The sequence below is a fragment of the Parasphingomonas caseinilytica genome, from assembly GCF_036663755.1.
In the GTDB taxonomy this organism is placed as follows: Bacteria; Pseudomonadota; Alphaproteobacteria; order Sphingomonadales; family Sphingomonadaceae; genus Sphingomonas.
The window spans coordinates 21,501-39,324 of record NZ_JAXOJL010000003.1 but is presented as its reverse complement, the minus strand read 5'-3'; the positions used below and the strand labels follow the sequence as shown (position 1 = coordinate 39,324).

The following is a 17,824-nucleotide window of genomic DNA, read 5'->3' as shown; positions in this document are numbered from 1 at the left end:
AAGGGCTGGGGCCTCATCGTGACGATCGATGTGACACCGCATCGTGCTCGATTGACTCCAGATAACTAGATATATAACCCTGCATACATGCAGAACGATATCGTCAAGGAACTTGGCTTTCTCTTCCTCGGCAGTCGCCTCAAGCGGCTGGCCGAACGCATGCAATCCGATGTCGCGCGCATCGCCGAGCGCGCCGGGCTGCCGATCCAGCCGGGCCAATATCCCTTGCTTGCAGCCCTCGACCGGCGCGGTCCGATGACGGTCGGTGAGATGGTCGATGTGCTGGGCGTCAGCCAGCCAGCGGTGACGCGCAGCCTGCCGCGCCTGATCGAACTGGGCCTGATCGAGACCAATCGCGCGCATCGCGACCAGCGCCACAAGACACTGTCGCTGACGGACGCGGGCAAGGCGGCGATGGCGCGATCCAAGCATGACGTGTGGGCCAAGGTTGAGGCGGCGGTGAGCGAGATGTGCGACGGGATGGATGGGCCGCTGCTAGACCAAGTCGCGGCACTCGAAAACGCGCTGGCGCTGACGCCGCTGGAAAAGCGTGCTCTGGACGGGCCGGCGAGCGGCCTCACTATCCGGGAATTCTCCGACGAGCTGGCGCAGGATTTCCACGACATCAACGCACAATGGATCGCGGCGATGTTCCGCCTCGAACGGACCGATCGCGACGTGCTGGATAATCCGCGTGCCAGGATCGTCGATCCCGGCGGGGTGATCCTGTTCGCGGAGACCCGCGATCTCGGCATCGTCGGCACCTGCGCATTGCAGAAGACCGGCGAGGGCCAGTTCGAACTGACCAAGATGGGCGTGCTGGAATCGGCACGCGGGCGCAAGGTCGGCGAATTCCTGCTCACCGCGATGCTGCGCCGGGCGAAGGCGATGGAGATCGACCGGCTCTACCTGCTCACCAATTCGGCCTGCGCGCCGGCGATCCATCTTTATGAAAAGCGGGGCTTCGTCCACGACACCGGGATCATGCGCGATTTCGGTGCGCGCTATGAGCGGTGCGACGTGGCGATGCTGTACCGGGAATAGCCCCGCTTCAGTCCGCGAACAAAAGAACCGGCGTTTCCAGATACTTCCTCAACGCCTGAACGTAGCTCGCCGCATCCCAGCCATCGACCACACGGTGATCGCAGCTGATCGACAGGTTCATCAGCTTCGCCCGCACGATGTCGTCGCCCCGGAACACCGGCCGTTCGACGATCTTGTTCGGGCCGATGATCGCCACTTCCGGCCGGTTGATCACCGGCGTCGTCGCGATTCCGCCGAGCGGCCCGAGCGAGGTGATCGTCAGCGTCGAACCGCTCAGTTCGGCCGAGGTCGCCTTGCCGGTACGCGCCGCCTCGGCCAAGCGGCCGATCTCGGTGGCGAGCTGCCATACGTTGCGATCCTGCGCGTCGCGGATCACTGGCACCATCAGCCCGGCATCGGTCTGCGTCGCCATGCCGAGATGCACTGCGCCAAAACGGGTTACGACGCCAGCTTCGTCGTCGTAACGTGCGTTGATCATTGGAAAATCCGGGATCGCCTTGCAGATCGCTACGATCATCAGCGGCAACATCGTCAATTTCGGCCGTCCGCCGCGATTGGCGTTCAGGTCCGCACGCATATCCTCCAGCGCGGTGACGTCGATTTCCTCGACATAGGTGAAATGCGGGATCGCGCGCTTCGATGCGGCCATGTTCTCGGCGATGCGACGGCGCATGCCGATGACCTTGATCGGCACGTCGGCACGCGCGTTGCTGGCATGCGGGCGCTGATAGCCCTGGCCGCTACCGTAGCGGAGATAGGCGTCGAGATCGGCATGGCGGACGCGATCGGTTTCAGTTTTTACCTGCGCCAGATCAATCCCGAGGTCCGCCGCGCGTGCGCGCACGGCGGGGGAGGCGAGGGCGTGGGATTTAGAGGATGCCCCCTCTTCCGTTCGTCCTGAGCTTGTCGAAGGATGTGTTTCGGGCGCTACGCTTGGGGCAGGTGCTTTGACAGGCTCAGCACGAACGGGGGACGGGGGAACGATGTCCAACCCCGGATTCTCCGCCTCGTATTGGTCCGCCACCTCTTCCTGCGCGCCGCTTGCAGGCACCGCCCTCACCTCGGTCGTCACCGGCCCGAGCGCGGGCGCTTCTTCGGCTGACACATCGCCTTCCGTCTCGATCACCACCAACGCCGCGCCGATCGACACCTGGTCGCCGACCTCGCCGGCCAGTTCGATCACGATCCCCGAGACAGGCGATTCCATCTCGACCGTGGCCTTGTCGGTCATCATGTCGGCGATCTGCTGGTCTTCCTCGATCCGGTCGCCGACCGCCACGTGCCACGCGACGATCTCGGCTTCGGAAATGCCTTCGCCGATGTCCGGCAGCTTGAACGTAAAGCGGGCCATTGGATTAGTCCTTCATCACTTTTTTCAGGGCCTCGCCGATGCGGACGGGGCCGGGGAAATATGCCCATTCCAGGCTGTGCGGGTACGGCGTGTCGAAGCCGGTGACACGCTCGATCGGTGCCTCCAGATGATAGAAGCAGCGTTCCTGCACGATCGCCGACAGCTCCGCGCCGAAGCCCGAGGTGCGCGTCGCTTCGTGCACGATCATGCAGCGCCCGGTCTTCTTCACCGATGCCTCGATCGTCTCGATATCGAGCGGCACGAGCGTGCGCAGGTCGATGATCTCGGCGTCGATCCCGGCATCGGCGATCACCGCCTGCGCCACATGCACCATCGTACCGTATGCCAGCACGGTCAGCGCCTCGCCCGTGCGCACCACCTTCGCCTTGCCAAGTTCGATCTTGTAATAGCCGGTCGGCACTTCGCCCGCCGGATGTTTCGACCAGTTCTGCGCCGGCTTGTCCCAATAGCCGTCGAACGGGCCGTTATAGATGCGCTTGGGTTCGAAGAAGATCGTCGGATCGTTATCCTCGATCGCCGCGATCAGCAGGCCCTTGGCGTCGTATGGCGTGGAGGGGATCACCGTCTTCACGCCCGACACATGGGTGAAGATGCCCTCCGGCGACTGGCTGTGCGTCTGCCCGCCGAAGATGCCGCCGCCGAACGGCGACCGCACCGTCATCGGCGCGATGAACTCGCCGGCCGAGCGATAGCGCAGCCGCGCCGCTTCCGACACGAGCTGGTCGAGCGCGGGATAGATGTAATCGGCGAACTGGATTTCCGGCACCGGGCGCAGGCCGTAAGCCCCCATGCCGACCGCGACGCCGATGATGCCGCATTCGGTGATCGGCGTATCGAACACGCGCTGCTTGCCGTATTTCGCTTGCAGCCCGGCGGTGGCGCGGAACACGCCGCCGAAATAGCCGACATCCTCGCCCATCACGATCACGTCGGGATCGCGCGCCATCATGATGTCCATGGCGGAATTGATCGCCTGGATCATGTTCATGCGGGTGGTTTCGCCATCGGCGGCGGTGTTGGGGTCATCCCCCGGCGCGAGGTCGGTTTGAATCACATCGCTCACAACACAAACTCCGTCACCCCAGCGAAGGCTGGGGTCTCGTGGCGCACGGGCGCGCTCTGCAACGGGGATACCCCAGCCTTCGCTGGGGTGAGGAAGGGGGCCGGGGTGACGATAGGATCGAGGACGCTCATGCCTTGCGCGCCCACGGACGGCCCGACGCCGTCTCTTCCGCCAGCATCTGCGCCTGTTGTTCCTTCAGATGCCAGGGCAGTTCTTCGAACACACCTTCGAACAATGTGTCGAGCGGCTGGTGCAGGCCGTGGCCGAGGATGCCGTTCTTCTCGGCCTCCTTTTGCGCGCGCTTCACCTCTTCGGCGAGGTCCTTGTCCTGCGCGGCATGGCGTTCCTCGTCCCATTCGCCGATCGCGATCAGATGATCTTTCAGCCGCCGGATCGGATCACCGAGTGGCCACGCATTCGGTTCGCCCTCCGATCGGTACTGGCCGGGATCGTCAGAGGTGGAATGCCCCTCGGCACGATAGGTGAAATGCTCGATCAGCGTCGGCCCCTGATTGGTCCGCGCGCGTTCGGCGGCCCAGGCGGTGGCGGCATAGACGGCGAGCGCATCGTTGCCGTCCACACGCAGTCCGGCAATGCCATAGCCGACCGCACGCGCCGCGAAAGTGGTCGATTCCGCACCGGCGAACCCGGAGAAGGACGAGATCGCCCATTGGTTGTTGACGACATTGAAGATCACCGGCGCGCGGTACACGCTGGCGAAGGTGCAGGCGGAGTGAAAATCGCCCTCCGCCGTGGAGCCTTCGCCGCACCACGTCGCGGCGATGCGCGTGTCGCCCTTAGCGGCGCTGGCCATCGCCCAGCCGACCGCTTGCGGATATTGCGTCGCGAGGTTGCCCGAGATCGAGAAGAACCCCGCCTCGCGCACCGAATACATGATCGGCAGCTGCTTGCCCTGCAGGCGATCCTTCGTATTCGAATAGATCTGGTTCATCATGTCGACCATCGACCAGCCGCGCGCGATCAGCAGGCCCTGCTGGCGATAGGACGGGAAGCACATGTCCTCGTAATCCAGCGCATAGGCGGCCGACACCGCGACCGCCTCTTCGCCGGTGCACTTCATGTAGAAGCTGGTCTTGCCCTGGCGCTGCGCGCGGAACATGCGTTCGTCGAACGCCCGGACCAGCGCCATGCTGCGCAACATGGCGCGCATCGTATCGGGCGACAGGCGCGGGTTCCACGGGCCGACGGCTTGGTGATCGTCGTCCAGAACGCGGACAAGTTCGTAGGCAAGATCGATGAACGTCTCGGCCTTGTCGGCGGTGTCGGGACGGCGCGTCTCGCCGGCCGGGGGCAGGCGAACCGAGGTGAAGTCAACCGCATCGCCGGGCCGGAACTTGGGTTCGGGCACGTAGAGCGATAGCGGCTGCAGATTGGCGCGGCGATCGTCGCTTGCCATGGTGTCTCCAATTTTGTCCCGAATCCTTGATCGCGTTGAAACGCACGGACTCGGTGTTTCGAGCCTTGTTATAAAATTTCAACGGCGATGGCGAGGGGGGCTTTTCGGCGGGGCGGAAAATCGGATGTGCGGATCTGCACGTTTCGTTAACCAATCGGTCGCATCATGGCCGCGTCAGCAAAGGACGCAACCGATGTATATGGCTCCGATCACTGCCGCCAAAGCCCCCGTTTCCACCACGGCCCAGCGTGTGACCGGGCTGATCGTGCTGCCGATCTCGGCGGTCGTCATGGTGCCGTTTCTGGCTGGATACGCCGTTTATGCGGTGGCCGCGCTTGGCGTGCGCGGGCTGATCAAGGCACCGCGAGCGCTGCTCCAAATGGTCGATTATGCCGGGCAGGTCGCGCTGGGGCGCTGAGTTCCGTTCGCTATAGATTATGTTGACGCCTAAGATCCCATCATTCATCCCCGGGTTTTTTGGAGATGATGGTTATGTCAGCAATTAAAAAAGTGTTGGGAGTTGTATTTTATACTCTGAGTATGACGACGATTGCTGTAGAGGCCCAAGCTCAAACTTCTATTAATATAGAAGCGGTGCCGACGGGCTGGCGTTTGCAAAATTAAATAAATGATTCGCTGATGGTGTATTATGCAGGATCCGCTTGTAACGCAGGCAACATCGTCATGTCGGCCAGTGCATCAAAAGATGATAAAAATAGATTTTGGTCTATGGTAATGACGGCCAAGTTAAGTTCGAAGGTGGTAGGAATATATTACACTGATGATGGTGCAAATAACTGCGTAATCACGTCTTTTTACATGCCGTAATATACTTATTCGAACCTGCCGGGCTTGTTTTTCAAAAATGACGGTCATTGACTGTCACTACTTGCTCGATCGTGCCGAAGATCGGGTGGTGCTTGTCGTCCTCCGCCCAGATGCGGATCGTATCGCCGGCCTTCAGGAACGGCGTTACCGCCTTGCCACCGGTGATCGTTTCCACCGTGCGCACTTCCGCCAGGCACGAATAGCCCACGCCGCCCTCGGCAATGGATTTGCCCGGCCCGCCATCTGCACCGCGATTCGAGACCGTGCCCGATCCGACGATCGTCCCCGCGCCCAGCTTTCGCGTCTTCGCGGCGTGCGCGATCAGCGTGCCGAAATCGAACGTCATGTCCTCGCCCGCCTCGGCGCGGCCGAAGGCCTGGCCGTTGAGATCGACCATCAGCTTGCGGTGCAGCTTCCCATCCTGCCACCAGTCACCCAGCGCATCGGGCGTTACGAAGACGGGTGAAAAGGCGCTGGCCGGCTTGGACTGGAAGAAGCCGAAGCCCTTGGCGAGTTCACCGGGGATAAGGTTGCGCAGCGACACGTCGTTGGTCAGGCCGACCAACCGCACCGCCTCCAGCGCCTGTTCGCGAGTCGCGCCGAGCGGCACGTCGCCGGTGACGACCACCACTTCGGCCTCGAGGTCGCAGCCCCAGCTTTCGTCGGCGAGCGGGATCGGATCGCGCGGCCCGAGGAACCCGTCGCTGCCGCCCTGATACATCAGCGGATCGTGCCAGAACGTCTCGGGCATCTCCGCCGCACGCGCCTGACGCACGAGCGCGACATGGTTCACATAGGCGGAGCCGTCGGCCCATTGATAGGCGCGGGGCAGGGGGGCGGCGGCGTCGTGTTCGTGGAAGCGTTCCAGCGGGATCGCGCTGTTGCGCACGTCGGTCGCCAGCACGATCAGGTCGGGCAGCAGCCGATCCCAATCGTCGAGCGCCGCCTGAAGGGTCGGCGCGATATGTCCGGCATCGGCGTACCAGGCGAGATCGTCCGAGACGACGACGAGTTTGCCGTCGCGCCCGCTCTTGAGGCTGGCCAGTTTCATGCGCTCTCCTTCTCTTTGGCCAAAGCATACCCCGCTCACCGGCGGTGTCGAGCGCGGTCGAGCGACAAAATCATATGACGGCCAGATTGATTGCGCTGATGGTGGCTTGACGTTCGCGTAAAGTCGAAGCAAACCAACCAAAATCAGTTGCAAGAGAGGACTTATTCATGTCGTCGCTCGACACCGTGCCCGGACGCTTCGCTTATACCGAGGATCACGAGGCGTTTCGCCAGACGGTCCGGTCCTTCTTGCAGAAAGAAGGCGTCCCGCACGTCAACACATGGGAAGAGAACCGCCTCGTCCCCAAGGATTTCTGGCGCAAGGCCGGCGAGATCGGGATGCTCTGCCCGACCGTGCCGGAGGCATATGGCGGGCTGGGCCTCGATTTCGGGTATAATGCGATCGTCGACGAAGAGATGTCGTACAACGGCGTGCCGGCCGGCTTTTCGCTGCAATCCGACATCGTTTCCGGCTATATCGAGCATTACGGCTCCGAGGAGCAGAAGGCCGAATGGCTGCCCAAGATGGTCTCGGGCGAGGTCATCACCGCCATCGCGATGACCGAGCCGGGCACCGGCAGCGACCTTCAGGCGATCCGCACGACCGCGAAGAAGGACGGCAACCATTACGTCATCAATGGCAGCAAGACCTACATCACCAACGGCCAGAATACCGATCTGACGCTGGTCGTCGCCAAGACCGACCCGACCGCCGTGCCGGCCTGGAAGGGCATGTCGATCATTCTGGTCGAGAGCGATCGGGATGGCTTCAAGAAGGGCCGCAAGCTCGACAAGATCGGTCAGGACGCCGCCGACACGTCGGAACTGTTCTTCGAGGACGTGCGCGTGCCGATCACCAATTGCCTGGGCGAGGAGGGCAAGGGGTTCATCTACCTGATGAGCCAGTTGCCGCAGGAGCGGCTGTCGATCGCGGTGTCGGTGATGGCGTCGAGCCAGAAGGCGTTCGACGAGACGGTCGAATTCACCAAGACGCGCAAGGCGTTCGCGGGCATGGTATTCGACTTCCAGAACACGCGCTTCGTGCTCGCCGACATCAAGTCCAAGCTGCAGGTCGGCTGGGCGCATCTCGATTGGGCGATCACCCGCCATCTGAAGGGCGAACTGACCAACGAGGAGGGCGCTGCCGCCAAATTGTGGCACACCGATCTGCAGTGGGAAATCATGGACAAGTGCCTGCAACTCCATGGCGGCGCAGGCTATATGAACGAATATCCGATTGCCCGCGCGTGGCGTGCGGCGCGCGTGACGCGCATTTTCGGCGGAACCAACGAAATCATGAAGGAATTGATCGGGCGTAGCCTGTGAACGAAGGCGGCGGCGCTCCATCCCCGGTGCCGCCGCCCTCGGTTTAGCGCCATCGGCGATGGATGCCGACTGCGGCTCATCGCATCTTACCTTGCATCGACGCATTCGTGACGGCATTATGAACGCCTGATGAAACTTGCTCCGCCCGATGGCTCCCGAGACAGGCGGATAGAAGATCCAACCAATCTCTGGCTGATTCACCCCTGCTCGCGTTTGTTGTTGCCGCTGGCGCTCAAGGCCGGAATTTCGGCCAATGCGGTTTCATGCGCGGGCCTGTTATTGGGTATCGGCGCGGCGTTCGCTTATGCGCATTGGACCAATCCCTTCGCCGTCGCGATCGGCCTGTTGCTGTCGATCGGCTGGCTGATCGCCGACGGGCTGGACGGCATGGTCGCGCGCGCCACGCGCACCGCATCCGCGTTCGGACGATTGCTCGACGGCATCGTCGATCACGGCGTCTTCATCCTGATCTACGTCGTCATCGCCACATCGATCGGCACGCTCGAAGGCTGGGTGCTCGCGGTGACGGCGGGTGCCGCGCATATCGGCCAGGCCAGCCTGTTCGAGGGCGAGCGCGCGCGCTTCCACCGCCGGGCCAAGGGCGATTGGGGTACGACCCCGCCGGCGCGCACCGGCGGACTGCTCGAAAAGCTCTACGACGATATCTCGCGCGGGGTGGACCGTGCCGCGGATCCGTTCGATCGCGCGCTGCGGGACAGTCGCGATCCGCAGCGTTTCGGGCGCGAATATGCGGCCCGCGCGGTCGCCCCGATGAAGGTGATGGCGCTGGAAAGCGCCAATATGCGCGTATTGGCGATCTTCATCGCGTGCATGGCGGGCAATCCGCGCCTGTTCTGGTGGTTCGAGATCGTGCCGCTGACCCTCTTGATCATTGCCACCCTTGTCTGGCATCGGCGCGTGGAAGCCGCCCTGTTGCATCCGGGCGGCGCGACATCCGTAAATACATGACCGTTTCGGGCGCAACGCGCGCCATTTCACACCACATCATTTGAGAATCGAAGGGCCCCTCCAACCATGAACACCATCAACGTCGCGGTGATCGGCATCGGCAATTGCGCCAGCTCGCTCATCCAGGGCCTGGCTTATTACCATAAGGGCCAGAACGACCATGTCGGCCTGATGCATTGGGACCTGGGCGGCTACAAGCCGAGCGACATCAAGGTCGTCGCGGCATGGGACGTGGATGCGCGCAAGGTGGGCGTGGACGTGGCCGAGGCGATCTTCGCCAAGCCGAACTGCACCGCAGTGTTCTGCGCCGACGTGCCGACGAGCGGCGTGACGGTCGCGATGGGCAACGTGCTGGACGGCGTCGCCGAGCATATGGCCGATTACAAGGACGACCGCACGTTCATCGTCTCCGATGCCGCGCAGCCGAGCAAGGACGAGGTCGTCAAGGCGTTGCGCGACAGTGGCGCGCATGTACTGATGAACTACCTGCCGGTCGGCAGCCAGAAGGCGACCGAATTCTACGCCGAATGCGCGATCGAGGCCGGCGTCGCCTTCGTCAACAACATCCCCGTGTTCATCGCCAGCGATGAGGTTTGGGCCAAGAAGTTCACCGATGCCGGCGTGCCGATCGTGGGTGATGACATCAAGGCGCAACTCGGCGCGACGATCGTCCATCGCGTGCTGACCGACCTGTTCGCCAAGCGTGGCGTGAAGCTGGAGCGGACGTACCAGCTCAACACTGGTGGCAATACCGACTTCCTGAACATGTCTAACCACCGCCGCCTGGAATCGAAGAAGATCTCCAAGACCGAAGCGGTGCAGTCGGTCGCGGCCGAGCGCCTGACCGACGACAACGTGCATATCGGCCCGTCGGATTACGTGCCTTGGCAGAACGACAACAAGGTCTGCTTCCTGCGCATGGAAGGCACCATGTTCGGCGGCGTGCCGATGAACCTGGAAATGCGCCTCTCGGTCGAGGACAGCCCGAATTCGGCCGGCGTCGCGATCGACATGATCCGGTGCGCGAAACTCGCCAGCGATCGTGGACTCGCCGGTCCGGTGCATCCGGCATCCGCCTATTTCTGCAAGCACCCTCCGATCCAGATGACGGACGATCTGGCGCAGATCGCGGTCGAAGACTTCATCGCCGCCGCCGCCTGACCGTGGCAAAGATCGACACGGCGGTCCTGCTCGCGGCGGGGGCGGGAACGCGCCTGCGCGAGGCCGCCGAGTCGAAGCCGTTGTGCGAGGTCGCGGGCAAGCCGCTGATCGATCACGCGATCGAACGGCTGGCGCGCGCCGGGATCACGCGGGTGATCGTCACCACCGGATACCGCGCCGAGGCGATCGAGGCGCATCTGGCCGCGCGCGACTGGCCGGTCTCGGTCGAAACCGCGCGCACCGCCGACTGGCGGCAACCCAACGGCGTGTCGGCGCTGGCCGCCGCGCCGCTCCTGGCCGGCGCGGAGACGTTGCTAGCGATGTGCGATCATCTGGTCGAACCGGCGCTATATGCGCGGATGGCGGCGGCCGGCGCGGGTGCGGGATTGCGGCTGGGCATCGACCGTCGGCTCGGGCATCCGTGGGTCGATCCGCTCGACGTTACGTTTGTGGCGACCGACGGCGAATATATCACCGCGATCGGCAAGGAGATGGCGCCGCACGATTGCTACGACACCGGGGTGTTCGCGGTCGGGCCGGCCTTTTTCGCCGCGCTGGAGGGGCTGGACGCGCCCTCGATCACCGAAGCGGTGCGCGCGTTGATCGCACGGGGTGCGGCGCTGACGGTGGATTGCAGCGATCTCGACTGGATTGATGTCGACGATCCCAAGGCGTTGGCGGCGGCGAACGCGTGGGCCGGAGCATCAGTAGGCTGATTTGGCCTCTGCGCCGAACCAACTTACTCAGCGATGACGTTGAGCCTTCGCGGGCTCAATGCGGTGCCACTGCTTTAAACGCCTCGCGCAGCAGGGAATTTCTCACCGGCTTGGCCAGGATGGGCGAAGCTGGGGGACACGGGATGCACGCCGCCGGCGTTGCGGTGATGAAGATCACGGGCAAGGGGCCCAGTTCGTCGAAGATATCGGCGACGGCATCAGGGCCGGTGCCTTCGCGCAACATCACGTCGGAGGTGATCACGTCGGGGCGGCGCAATCGGGCGGCAATTATGGCATCCGCCTGTGTCTCGGCGAAGTCGAAGCTGGTCGCGCCGGCATCCATTAGGACATCCTGTAGATCGAGCGCGATCAACGCCTCGTCTTCGATGATAAGCACATGACACATCGGAGAACACCTTCAACATGGATCAAACATCCGGCAGCAACAATCGGGCCCGGATTTGCGAACTTATTTTCGCAGGCCGTTGACACCTTGGCGGTAGTGCCGGATTTCTCCCGGGCCGGATGCGACACGCAGTGGCGCGAAAAACAGAACAACAGGGGTGAGCATGGCAATCGGGTTTCGGGCGAGCGGCTGGTCGTTTCGTATGGCGGGCGCTGCGGCGGCTTTGTCTCTGCTCTCCGCCTGCGCGACGGACGGCAAGGCGGAAGGCCCCAAAAGCGCCAGTTCGGGCAAACAACCCGGCCCCGGGATGGGCAAGGGATATGCGCACGATCCGTTCCCCTCGACGTACAAGGCCTATCCCGGCGTTCCGACGCTGCTGACCAACGTCACGGTGTTCGATGGCGAGGGCGGCAGCATAACCGGCGGATCGGTGCTGTTCGCCGATGGCAAGATCGTCGCGGTCGGGCAGAACCTCACCGCGCCCGCCGGTGCGAAGGTGATCGACGGCACCGGCAAGGTGGTGACGCCTGGCATCATCGATATCCACAGCCATCTCGGCGATTATCCCTCGCCCGGCGTGCAGGCCAATTCGGACGGCAACGAGGCGACGTCCCCCACCACGCCCGACGTCTGGGCCGAACACAGCATCTGGCCGCAGGACCCCGGCTTCAGCCGCGCGCTCGTCAATGGCGGCGTCACCACGCTGGAGATCCTGCCCGGTTCCGCGAACCTGATGGGCGGCCGATCGGTCGTGATCAAGAACGTCTATGCCCGCACCGAACAGGGCATGAAATTCCCCGGCGCGCCGTACGGCCTGAAGATGGCGTGCGGCGAGAATCCCAAGCGCGTCTATGGCGGCAAGGGCCGCGAACCTTCGACCCGGATGGGCAACGTGGCGGTCAATCGCCAGACCTGGGCCAAGGCGGTCGAATACAAGCGCAAATGGGATAAGTTCGAGAAGGACGGCGGCGAAGCGCCCGGCCGCGACATCGGGATGGACACGTTGCGCGGCGTGCTTTCCGGCGAAATCCTCGTCCAGAACCATTGCTACCGCGCCGACGAAATGGCCATCGTGCTCGATATGGCCAAGGAATTCGGCTATCATGTCGGCGCGTTCCACCACGCGGTCGAGGCGTACAAGATCGGCGATCTGCTCAAGGCCAATGGCACCTGCGCGGCAGTGTGGGCCGATTGGTGGGGCTTCAAGATGGAAAGCTACGACGCGATCAGCGAGAACCTCGCATTGCTGCAGAATGCCGGGGCCTGCGCGATGATCCATAGCGATGACGAGAACGGCATCCAGCGCCTGAACCAGGAAGTCGCCAAAGCGCTCGCTGCCGGGCGGCGTGCGGGCATCCAGATTTCGGATGCGACGGCGTGGGAATGGCTGACGATCAATCCGGCCAAGGCATTGGGCATCGCCGACAAGACCGGCAGCCTGAAGCCCGGCAAGATGGCCGATGTCGTGTTGTGGAACGGCAATCCGTTCAGCGTCTATTCGCGCCCCGAAAAGGTCTGGATCGACGGGGCGATGCTCTACGATGCCGACAATCCGAAACTGAGGCCGGTATCCGATTTCGAACTCGGCCAGCCCGGCGCGGGAGACACCAAGTGAAGCGCCTCCTGCTGCTCAGCGCCGCCTCGTTTTTCGCAACTCCCGTTGCCGCGCAATCGGTTGCGATCGTCAATGCCAAGCTCGTGATCGGCGACGGCTCCGCGCCGATCGACGGCGGCACCGTCGTGATCCGCGACGGCAAGGTCGTCGCCGCGGGCAAGGGCGTCACGGTGCCCGCCAATGCCGAAACGGTCGATGCCGGCGGGCGTTTCGTGACGCCGGGCATCGTCGCCGGCTTCACCCGCATGGGCATCGTCGAGGTCGACGGGGTCGAACAGACCAACGACTCCGGCGCGGACAAGAGCCCGTTCCATGCCGCGATCGATATCGCGTCGGCGGTGAACCCCAGGACCAGTTCGATCCCGCTCAATCGCGCGGAAGGCATTACGCGCGCGATCGTCGCGCCCGACAACAACGGTTCGATCTTCGCCGGCATGGGAGCGGTGATCGATCTCGGCGCGGATGCGGATGCGGTGACGAAGCCGCGCGCGTTCCAGTTCATGGAATATGGCGAGAGCGGCGCACGCGCGGCGGGCGGCAGCCGCCCGGCGGCGATCGCGCAGTTCCGCAACGCGCTGGCGCAGGTGCGCGATTATTCGCGTAATCCCAACGGCTATAGCGATGTCGGCAAGGAAGCATTGCTGACCCGCGCCGATGCCGAGGCGCTGGTGCCGGTCTTGGCGGGGCGCATGCCGTTGCTGGTGCATGTCGAGCGCGCGTCGGACATCCTCGCCCTGATCGATCTGAAGCGCGATTTTCCCGCGCTGAAGCTGGTGTTCGTCGGCGCGGCGGAGGGCTGGACCGTGGCGTCGCAGATCGCTGCGGCACGCATTCCGGTGATCGCCAGCGCGCTAATCGACCTGCCCGCATCGTTCGAACAGCTTGCCTCGACCCAATCGAACGTCGGCCGGATGAAGGCGGCGGGCGTCGTGGTCGGCATCGGCATGATCAACGACAACGAGGCGCGGCAGGCGCGGCTCGAGAAGCAATATGCCGGCAACCTCGTCGCGCTGTCCAAGGTGCCCGGCGCGACCGGGCTCACCTGGGATGCCGCCTTCGCCGCGATCACCTCGGTCACGGCGGACGCGATCGGCATGGGCGGCGAGATCGGCTCCTTGCGGCCCGGCCGGCGCGGCGACGTGGTCATCTGGTCCAACGACCCTCTGGAACTCGATGCGGCGGCGATGACGGTCTATATCGACGGCGTGAAGCAGCCGCTGACCACGCGGCAGGATTTGCTGCGCAACCGGTATATGCGGCCGGAGGAAGGGGCACTGCCCAAGGCGTACGAGCGGTAGACCTTCTTCTCCCCTCCCTGGAAGGGAGGGGCCGGGGGTGGGTCGGCATGGGGAGAGCGCTACGCTTCTTCGAGAGCGACCCACCCCCAACCCCTCCCTTCCAGGTAGGGGAGTTATTCCGGCGGCGATCACAGCCCGCCTTGCCCGCTACGCCCCCGCGCCGTAAAGCCGCGCGCAGATGGACCCGCGCCTCGCCCATATCCGCAACTGGATCTTCGATCTGGACAATACGCTCTATCCGGCGAGCGCGCGGCTGTTCGACAAGATCGATGCCAAGATGGGCGCGTATATCTCCGAACGACTGGGCGTAGATCTGGATGAGGCACGGCGCATCCAGAAGGGCTATTTCCACCACCACGGCACGACGCTGGCGGGCCTGATGGCCGACCATGAGGTAGAGCCGCACGAATTCCTCGCTTATGTCCACGATATCGAGATGGACGTGCTGGAGGAGAACGCGCCGCTGGCCGCCGCGATTGCGAAGCTGCCGGGGCGCAAGATCGTCTTCACCAACGCAGATACGCCCTACGCCACCAAGGTGCTCGGTCGCCTCGGCCTCGGCGAAAGCTTCGAGGCGATCCACGATATCCACGCGATGGACCTTGCCCCCAAGCCGCAGGCATCGGCCTATGCCGGCCTGTGCGCGGCCTTCGATCTCGATCCGAAGCACTCGCTGTTCGCCGAGGACATGGCGCGCAATCTGAAGCCGGCCAAGGCGATCGGCATGACCACCCTGTGGGTCGATAACGGCTCGGAACAGACGCCGGACGAGACGCACGAACACGTCGATTTCATCACGCACGACATCAGCCACTGGCTGAACGCGATATTGGAGGCCTAAAGTTGAGCCAGGCATTGCAGACGACGATCGACGCCGCATGGGACGACCGCGCGAACCTCGGCTTCAACACGATCGGATCGGTCCGCGCGGCGGTCGATGCGGCGCTGGAGCTGCTCGATTCGGGCGAGGCGCGTGTCGCCGCGCCAGACGGGCAGGGTGGGTGGACGGTCAATCAATGGCTGAAGAAAGCCGTGCTGCTCAGCTTCCGCCTCAACGATAACGAGATCATTCCCGGTCCCGGCGCCGCGAACTGGTTCGACAAGGTACCCTCGAAGTTCGAGGGCTGGGGCGAGAACCGCTACCGCGAGGCCGGTTTCCGCAGCGTTCCGGGAAGCATCGTGCGGCGCGGCGCGTATATCGCGAGGGGTGCTGTACTGATGCCGAGCTTCGTCAATATCGGCGGCTATGTCGGCGAGAATTCGATGATCGATGCCTGGGCGACGGTCGGCTCCTGCGCGCAGATCGGCGCGAACGTGCACATCTCCGGCGGGGCGGGGATCGGCGGCGTGCTGGAGCCGCTTCAGGCCGATCCGGTCATCATCGGCGACGGCGCGTTCATCGGTGCGCGCAGCGAAGTGGCGGAGGGCGTGCGCGTCGGCGAGGGCGCGGTGCTGTCGATGGGCGTGTATCTCGGCGCGAGCACCAAAATCGTCGATCGCGAAACCGGCGAAGTGTTCCGCGGCCATGTGCCGCCATATTCGGTGGTCGTGCCCGGCAGCATGGGCGGCGGGGACGGCAAACCCAGCCTGTACTGCGCGGTGATCGTCAAGCGCGTGGACGCCCAGACGCGCAGCAAGACCAGCATCAACGAACTGCTGCGGGATTGATCCGGACGCTCCTGCCGGGGCTGCTCCTGCTGCTCGCGCCCGGCGTTTGCGCCGCGCAGGTGCCGACCGAGGCGGCGACCGTCGTGCGGACCCATCCGCACGATCCCGGCACCTATACCGAGGGCCTGTTCTACCTCGACGGCGCGCTGTTCGAGAGCACCGGCGAGGTCGGGCGATCGGGCATCCGCAAGGTCGATCTCGCCAGCGGCAAGGTCGTGGCGAACGTGACCGTGCCGCCGCCATTCTTCGGTGAGGGCATCGTCGCTTGGCGCGACCAGATCCTCAGCCTCACCTGGCGCGACGGCATCGGGTTCCGCTGGTCGCGCAACGGTTTCCGCAAGCTCTCGACCTTCCGCTATCCGGGTGAAGGCTGGGCGCTGACCTCGAACGGAACGCAGCTGATCATGTCGGACGGGACGGCGGTGTTGCGCTTCCTCGATCCCGCCACCTTCCGCCTGCGCCGGAGGTTGAAGGTGACGGCGGATGGGCATCCGGTCCTCAATCTCAACGAGCTGGAATATGTCGATGGCGAGATCCTCGCCAATGTCTGGCTGACCGATCGCATCGCGCGGATCGATCCGCGCACCGGCCATGTGGTCGGCTGGATCGACCTTTCCGCGCTGCACGCCAAAGCCGGGGTGTACGGCCAGAACCAGGTCGCCAACGGCATCGCCTGGGATGCCGCGCACCGCCGCCTGTTCGTCACCGGCAAGGAATGGCCTTTACTGTTCGAGATCGTACCGCCGAAGCGCAACCAACTGCGCAAACACTGAGTCTCGACATCGCAACACTTGCCGCCTAACCCGCTCGGCAAACCAGAGGGGATTTCCATGACCACCGCCGCCAGCCAGGTTCTCGATCGCGTTCTCGTCCTCGAAATGGTCCGCGTGACCGAGGCGGCAGCGGTCGCCGCATCGAAGCTGGTCGGGCGTGGCGACGAGAAGGCAGCCGATGCCGCGGCGGTCGAGGCGATGCGCGAGGCGCTCAATTCGCTCTACATGGACGGCACCGTGGTGATCGGCGAGGGCGAGCGCGACGAGGCGCCGATGCTCTTCATCGGCGAAAAGGTCGGCTCCGCGATCGGCAAGGGCCCGAAGATCGATATCGCGCTCGATCCGCTGGAGGGCACCACGATCTGCGCCACGGCCGGCCCGAACAGCCTCGCGGTGCTGGCGATCGCCGAGCAGGGCGGCCTGCTCAATGCGCCCGACGTCTATATGGACAAGATCGCGGTCGGCCCGGGCTATCCCGAAGGCATTATCGATCTCGACCGGACGCCGACCGAGAACGTCCGCGCGGTGGCGGCGGCGAAGGGCGTGGAGCCGAGCGAGATCATCGCCTGCGTGCTGGATCGCCCGCGCCACGAGAAACTGATCGCGGAACTGCGCGCGCTGGGCGTCGGCATCATGCTGATCGGCGACGGCGACGTGGCCGGCGTGATCGCGACGACCAACCCGGACACGACGATCGACATCTATATGGGGTCTGGCGGCGCGCCGGAGGGCGTGCTGGCGGCGGCGGCACTGCGTTGCGTCGGCGGGCAGTTCAAGGGCCGCCTGCTGTTCCGCAACGACGATGAGCGCGGTCGCGCGGCAAAGTGGGGCGTGACCGATCTCGACAAGCAATACGATTTGACCGAACTGGCCAAGGGCGACTGCATCTTCGCCGCGACCGGCGTGACCGACGGTTCGCTGCTCGCCGGCGTGAAGCGCAAGGGCGGCACGATGACGACGGAGAGCGTGGTGATGCGCGCGTCGTCGGGCACCGTGCGCTGGGTGAAGGGCGAGCATCGGATTTGACGGGGCGACGACCGGAACCGGCGAAGTTCACACAAGGTCACACGGTACGCGGCCGAATGTGACGGGCGGGACCGGGATATTCGGCGATGTGA

General features: G+C 64.2%; 17 protein-coding genes. 12 read left to right on the top strand and 5 right to left on the bottom strand.

Features of this window, described 5'->3' with window-relative positions; all coding sequences use genetic code 11:
* Nucleotides 1-87 precede the first annotated feature (87 nt).
* Nucleotides 88-1,044 carry a bifunctional helix-turn-helix transcriptional regulator/GNAT family N-acetyltransferase gene (locus tag U1738_RS08450; protein ID WP_332788610.1) on the top strand — a complete coding sequence of 319 codons (957 nt, stop codon included), beginning with the start codon at nucleotides 88-90 and terminating at the stop codon, nucleotides 1,042-1,044.
* Nucleotides 1,045-1,051: 7 nt separating this feature from the next.
* On the opposite strand, the gene U1738_RS08445 is transcribed toward U1738_RS08450, so the two are convergent.
* The 3 genes from U1738_RS08445 to U1738_RS08435 form a co-directional block, all read right to left on the bottom strand.
* Nucleotides 1,052-2,395, bottom strand: a complete 1,344-nt coding sequence (locus U1738_RS08445; protein WP_332788609.1) for a dihydrolipoamide acetyltransferase family protein — start codon at nucleotides 2,393-2,395, stop codon at nucleotides 1,052-1,054.
* Between the two features lie 4 nt (nucleotides 2,396-2,399).
* Nucleotides 2,400-3,404 (bottom strand): alpha-ketoacid dehydrogenase subunit beta, encoded by a 1,005-nt coding sequence (locus tag U1738_RS08440; protein ID WP_332788900.1) that lies wholly within the window; start codon nucleotides 3,402-3,404, stop codon nucleotides 2,400-2,402.
* A 202-nt stretch (nucleotides 3,405-3,606) separates the two neighbouring features.
* The gene (locus tag U1738_RS08435) at nucleotides 3,607-4,896 is read right to left on the bottom strand and encodes a thiamine pyrophosphate-dependent enzyme (protein ID WP_332788608.1); all 1,290 of its coding nucleotides are present in this window, start codon (nucleotides 4,894-4,896) and stop codon (nucleotides 3,607-3,609) included.
* A 193-nt stretch (nucleotides 4,897-5,089) separates the two neighbouring features.
* Between U1738_RS08435 and U1738_RS08430 the strand changes: the two genes are divergently transcribed.
* Nucleotides 5,090-5,314 (top strand): hypothetical protein, encoded by a 225-nt coding sequence (locus U1738_RS08430; protein WP_332788607.1) that lies wholly within the window; start codon nucleotides 5,090-5,092, stop codon nucleotides 5,312-5,314.
* A gap of 441 nt (nucleotides 5,315-5,755) precedes the next feature.
* Here the strand turns inward: U1738_RS08430 and U1738_RS08425 are convergent, their stop codons facing one another.
* Nucleotides 5,756-6,775: a fumarylacetoacetate hydrolase family protein gene (locus U1738_RS08425; protein WP_332788606.1), complete on the bottom strand. Its 1,020-nt coding sequence runs from the start codon at nucleotides 6,773-6,775 to the stop codon at nucleotides 5,756-5,758.
* A gap of 167 nt (nucleotides 6,776-6,942) precedes the next feature.
* On the opposite strand from U1738_RS08425, the gene U1738_RS08420 reads away from it, so the two are divergent.
* From U1738_RS08420 to U1738_RS08405, 4 genes are all read left to right on the top strand, one after another.
* Nucleotides 6,943-8,100 (top strand): acyl-CoA dehydrogenase family protein, encoded by a 1,158-nt coding sequence (locus tag U1738_RS08420; RefSeq protein ID WP_332788605.1) that lies wholly within the window; start codon nucleotides 6,943-6,945, stop codon nucleotides 8,098-8,100.
* A gap of 213 nt (nucleotides 8,101-8,313) precedes the next feature.
* On the top strand, nucleotides 8,314-9,069 hold the full coding sequence (locus U1738_RS08415) for a CDP-alcohol phosphatidyltransferase family protein (protein ID WP_332788604.1): 756 nt from the start codon (nucleotides 8,314-8,316) through the stop codon (nucleotides 9,067-9,069).
* A gap of 66 nt (nucleotides 9,070-9,135) precedes the next feature.
* Entirely contained in the window at nucleotides 9,136-10,230 is a 1,095-nt protein-coding gene (locus tag U1738_RS08410; protein WP_332788603.1) for an inositol-3-phosphate synthase, read from the top strand.
* A gap of 2 nt (nucleotides 10,231-10,232) precedes the next feature.
* Nucleotides 10,233-10,946 (top strand): phosphocholine cytidylyltransferase family protein, encoded by a 714-nt coding sequence (locus tag U1738_RS08405; protein WP_332788602.1) that lies wholly within the window; start codon nucleotides 10,233-10,235, stop codon nucleotides 10,944-10,946.
* 55 nt (nucleotides 10,947-11,001) lie between these two features.
* On the opposite strand, the gene U1738_RS08400 is transcribed toward U1738_RS08405, so the two are convergent.
* On the bottom strand, nucleotides 11,002-11,352 hold the full coding sequence (locus U1738_RS08400; protein ID WP_332788601.1) for a response regulator: 351 nt from the start codon (nucleotides 11,350-11,352) through the stop codon (nucleotides 11,002-11,004).
* A gap of 202 nt (nucleotides 11,353-11,554) precedes the next feature.
* On the opposite strand from U1738_RS08400, the gene U1738_RS08395 reads away from it, so the two are divergent.
* The 6 genes from U1738_RS08395 to glpX all read left to right on the top strand — a co-directional run bounded on the left by U1738_RS08395 (nucleotide 11,555) and on the right by glpX (nucleotide 17,732).
* The gene (locus U1738_RS08395; protein ID WP_332788899.1) at nucleotides 11,555-12,967 is read left to right on the top strand and encodes an amidohydrolase; all 1,413 of its coding nucleotides are present in this window, start codon (nucleotides 11,555-11,557) and stop codon (nucleotides 12,965-12,967) included.
* Nucleotides 12,964-14,265 carry an amidohydrolase family protein gene (locus U1738_RS08390; RefSeq protein ID WP_332788600.1) on the top strand — a complete coding sequence of 434 codons (1,302 nt, stop codon included), beginning with the start codon at nucleotides 12,964-12,966 and terminating at the stop codon, nucleotides 14,263-14,265. Before U1738_RS08395 ends, U1738_RS08390 begins: the two co-directional genes overlap by 4 nt.
* A 178-nt stretch (nucleotides 14,266-14,443) precedes the next feature.
* Nucleotides 14,444-15,106, top strand: a complete 663-nt coding sequence (locus U1738_RS08385; protein ID WP_332788599.1) for a pyrimidine 5'-nucleotidase — start codon at nucleotides 14,444-14,446, stop codon at nucleotides 15,104-15,106.
* A gap of 2 nt (nucleotides 15,107-15,108) precedes the next feature.
* Nucleotides 15,109-15,933, top strand: coding sequence for a 2,3,4,5-tetrahydropyridine-2,6-dicarboxylate N-succinyltransferase (gene dapD / locus U1738_RS08380; protein WP_332788598.1), 825 nt, complete (start codon nucleotides 15,109-15,111; stop codon nucleotides 15,931-15,933).
* Complete coding sequence (locus U1738_RS08375; protein ID WP_332788597.1) at nucleotides 15,930-16,706, top strand: glutaminyl-peptide cyclotransferase; 777 nt, start codon at nucleotides 15,930-15,932, stop codon at nucleotides 16,704-16,706. The genes dapD and U1738_RS08375 overlap by 4 nt, the downstream gene beginning before the upstream one ends.
* Nucleotides 16,707-16,763: 57 nt before the next feature.
* Complete coding sequence (gene glpX / locus U1738_RS08370) at nucleotides 16,764-17,732, top strand: class II fructose-bisphosphatase (RefSeq protein ID WP_332788596.1); 969 nt, start codon at nucleotides 16,764-16,766, stop codon at nucleotides 17,730-17,732.
* Nucleotides 17,733-17,824: the final 92 nt, after the last annotated feature.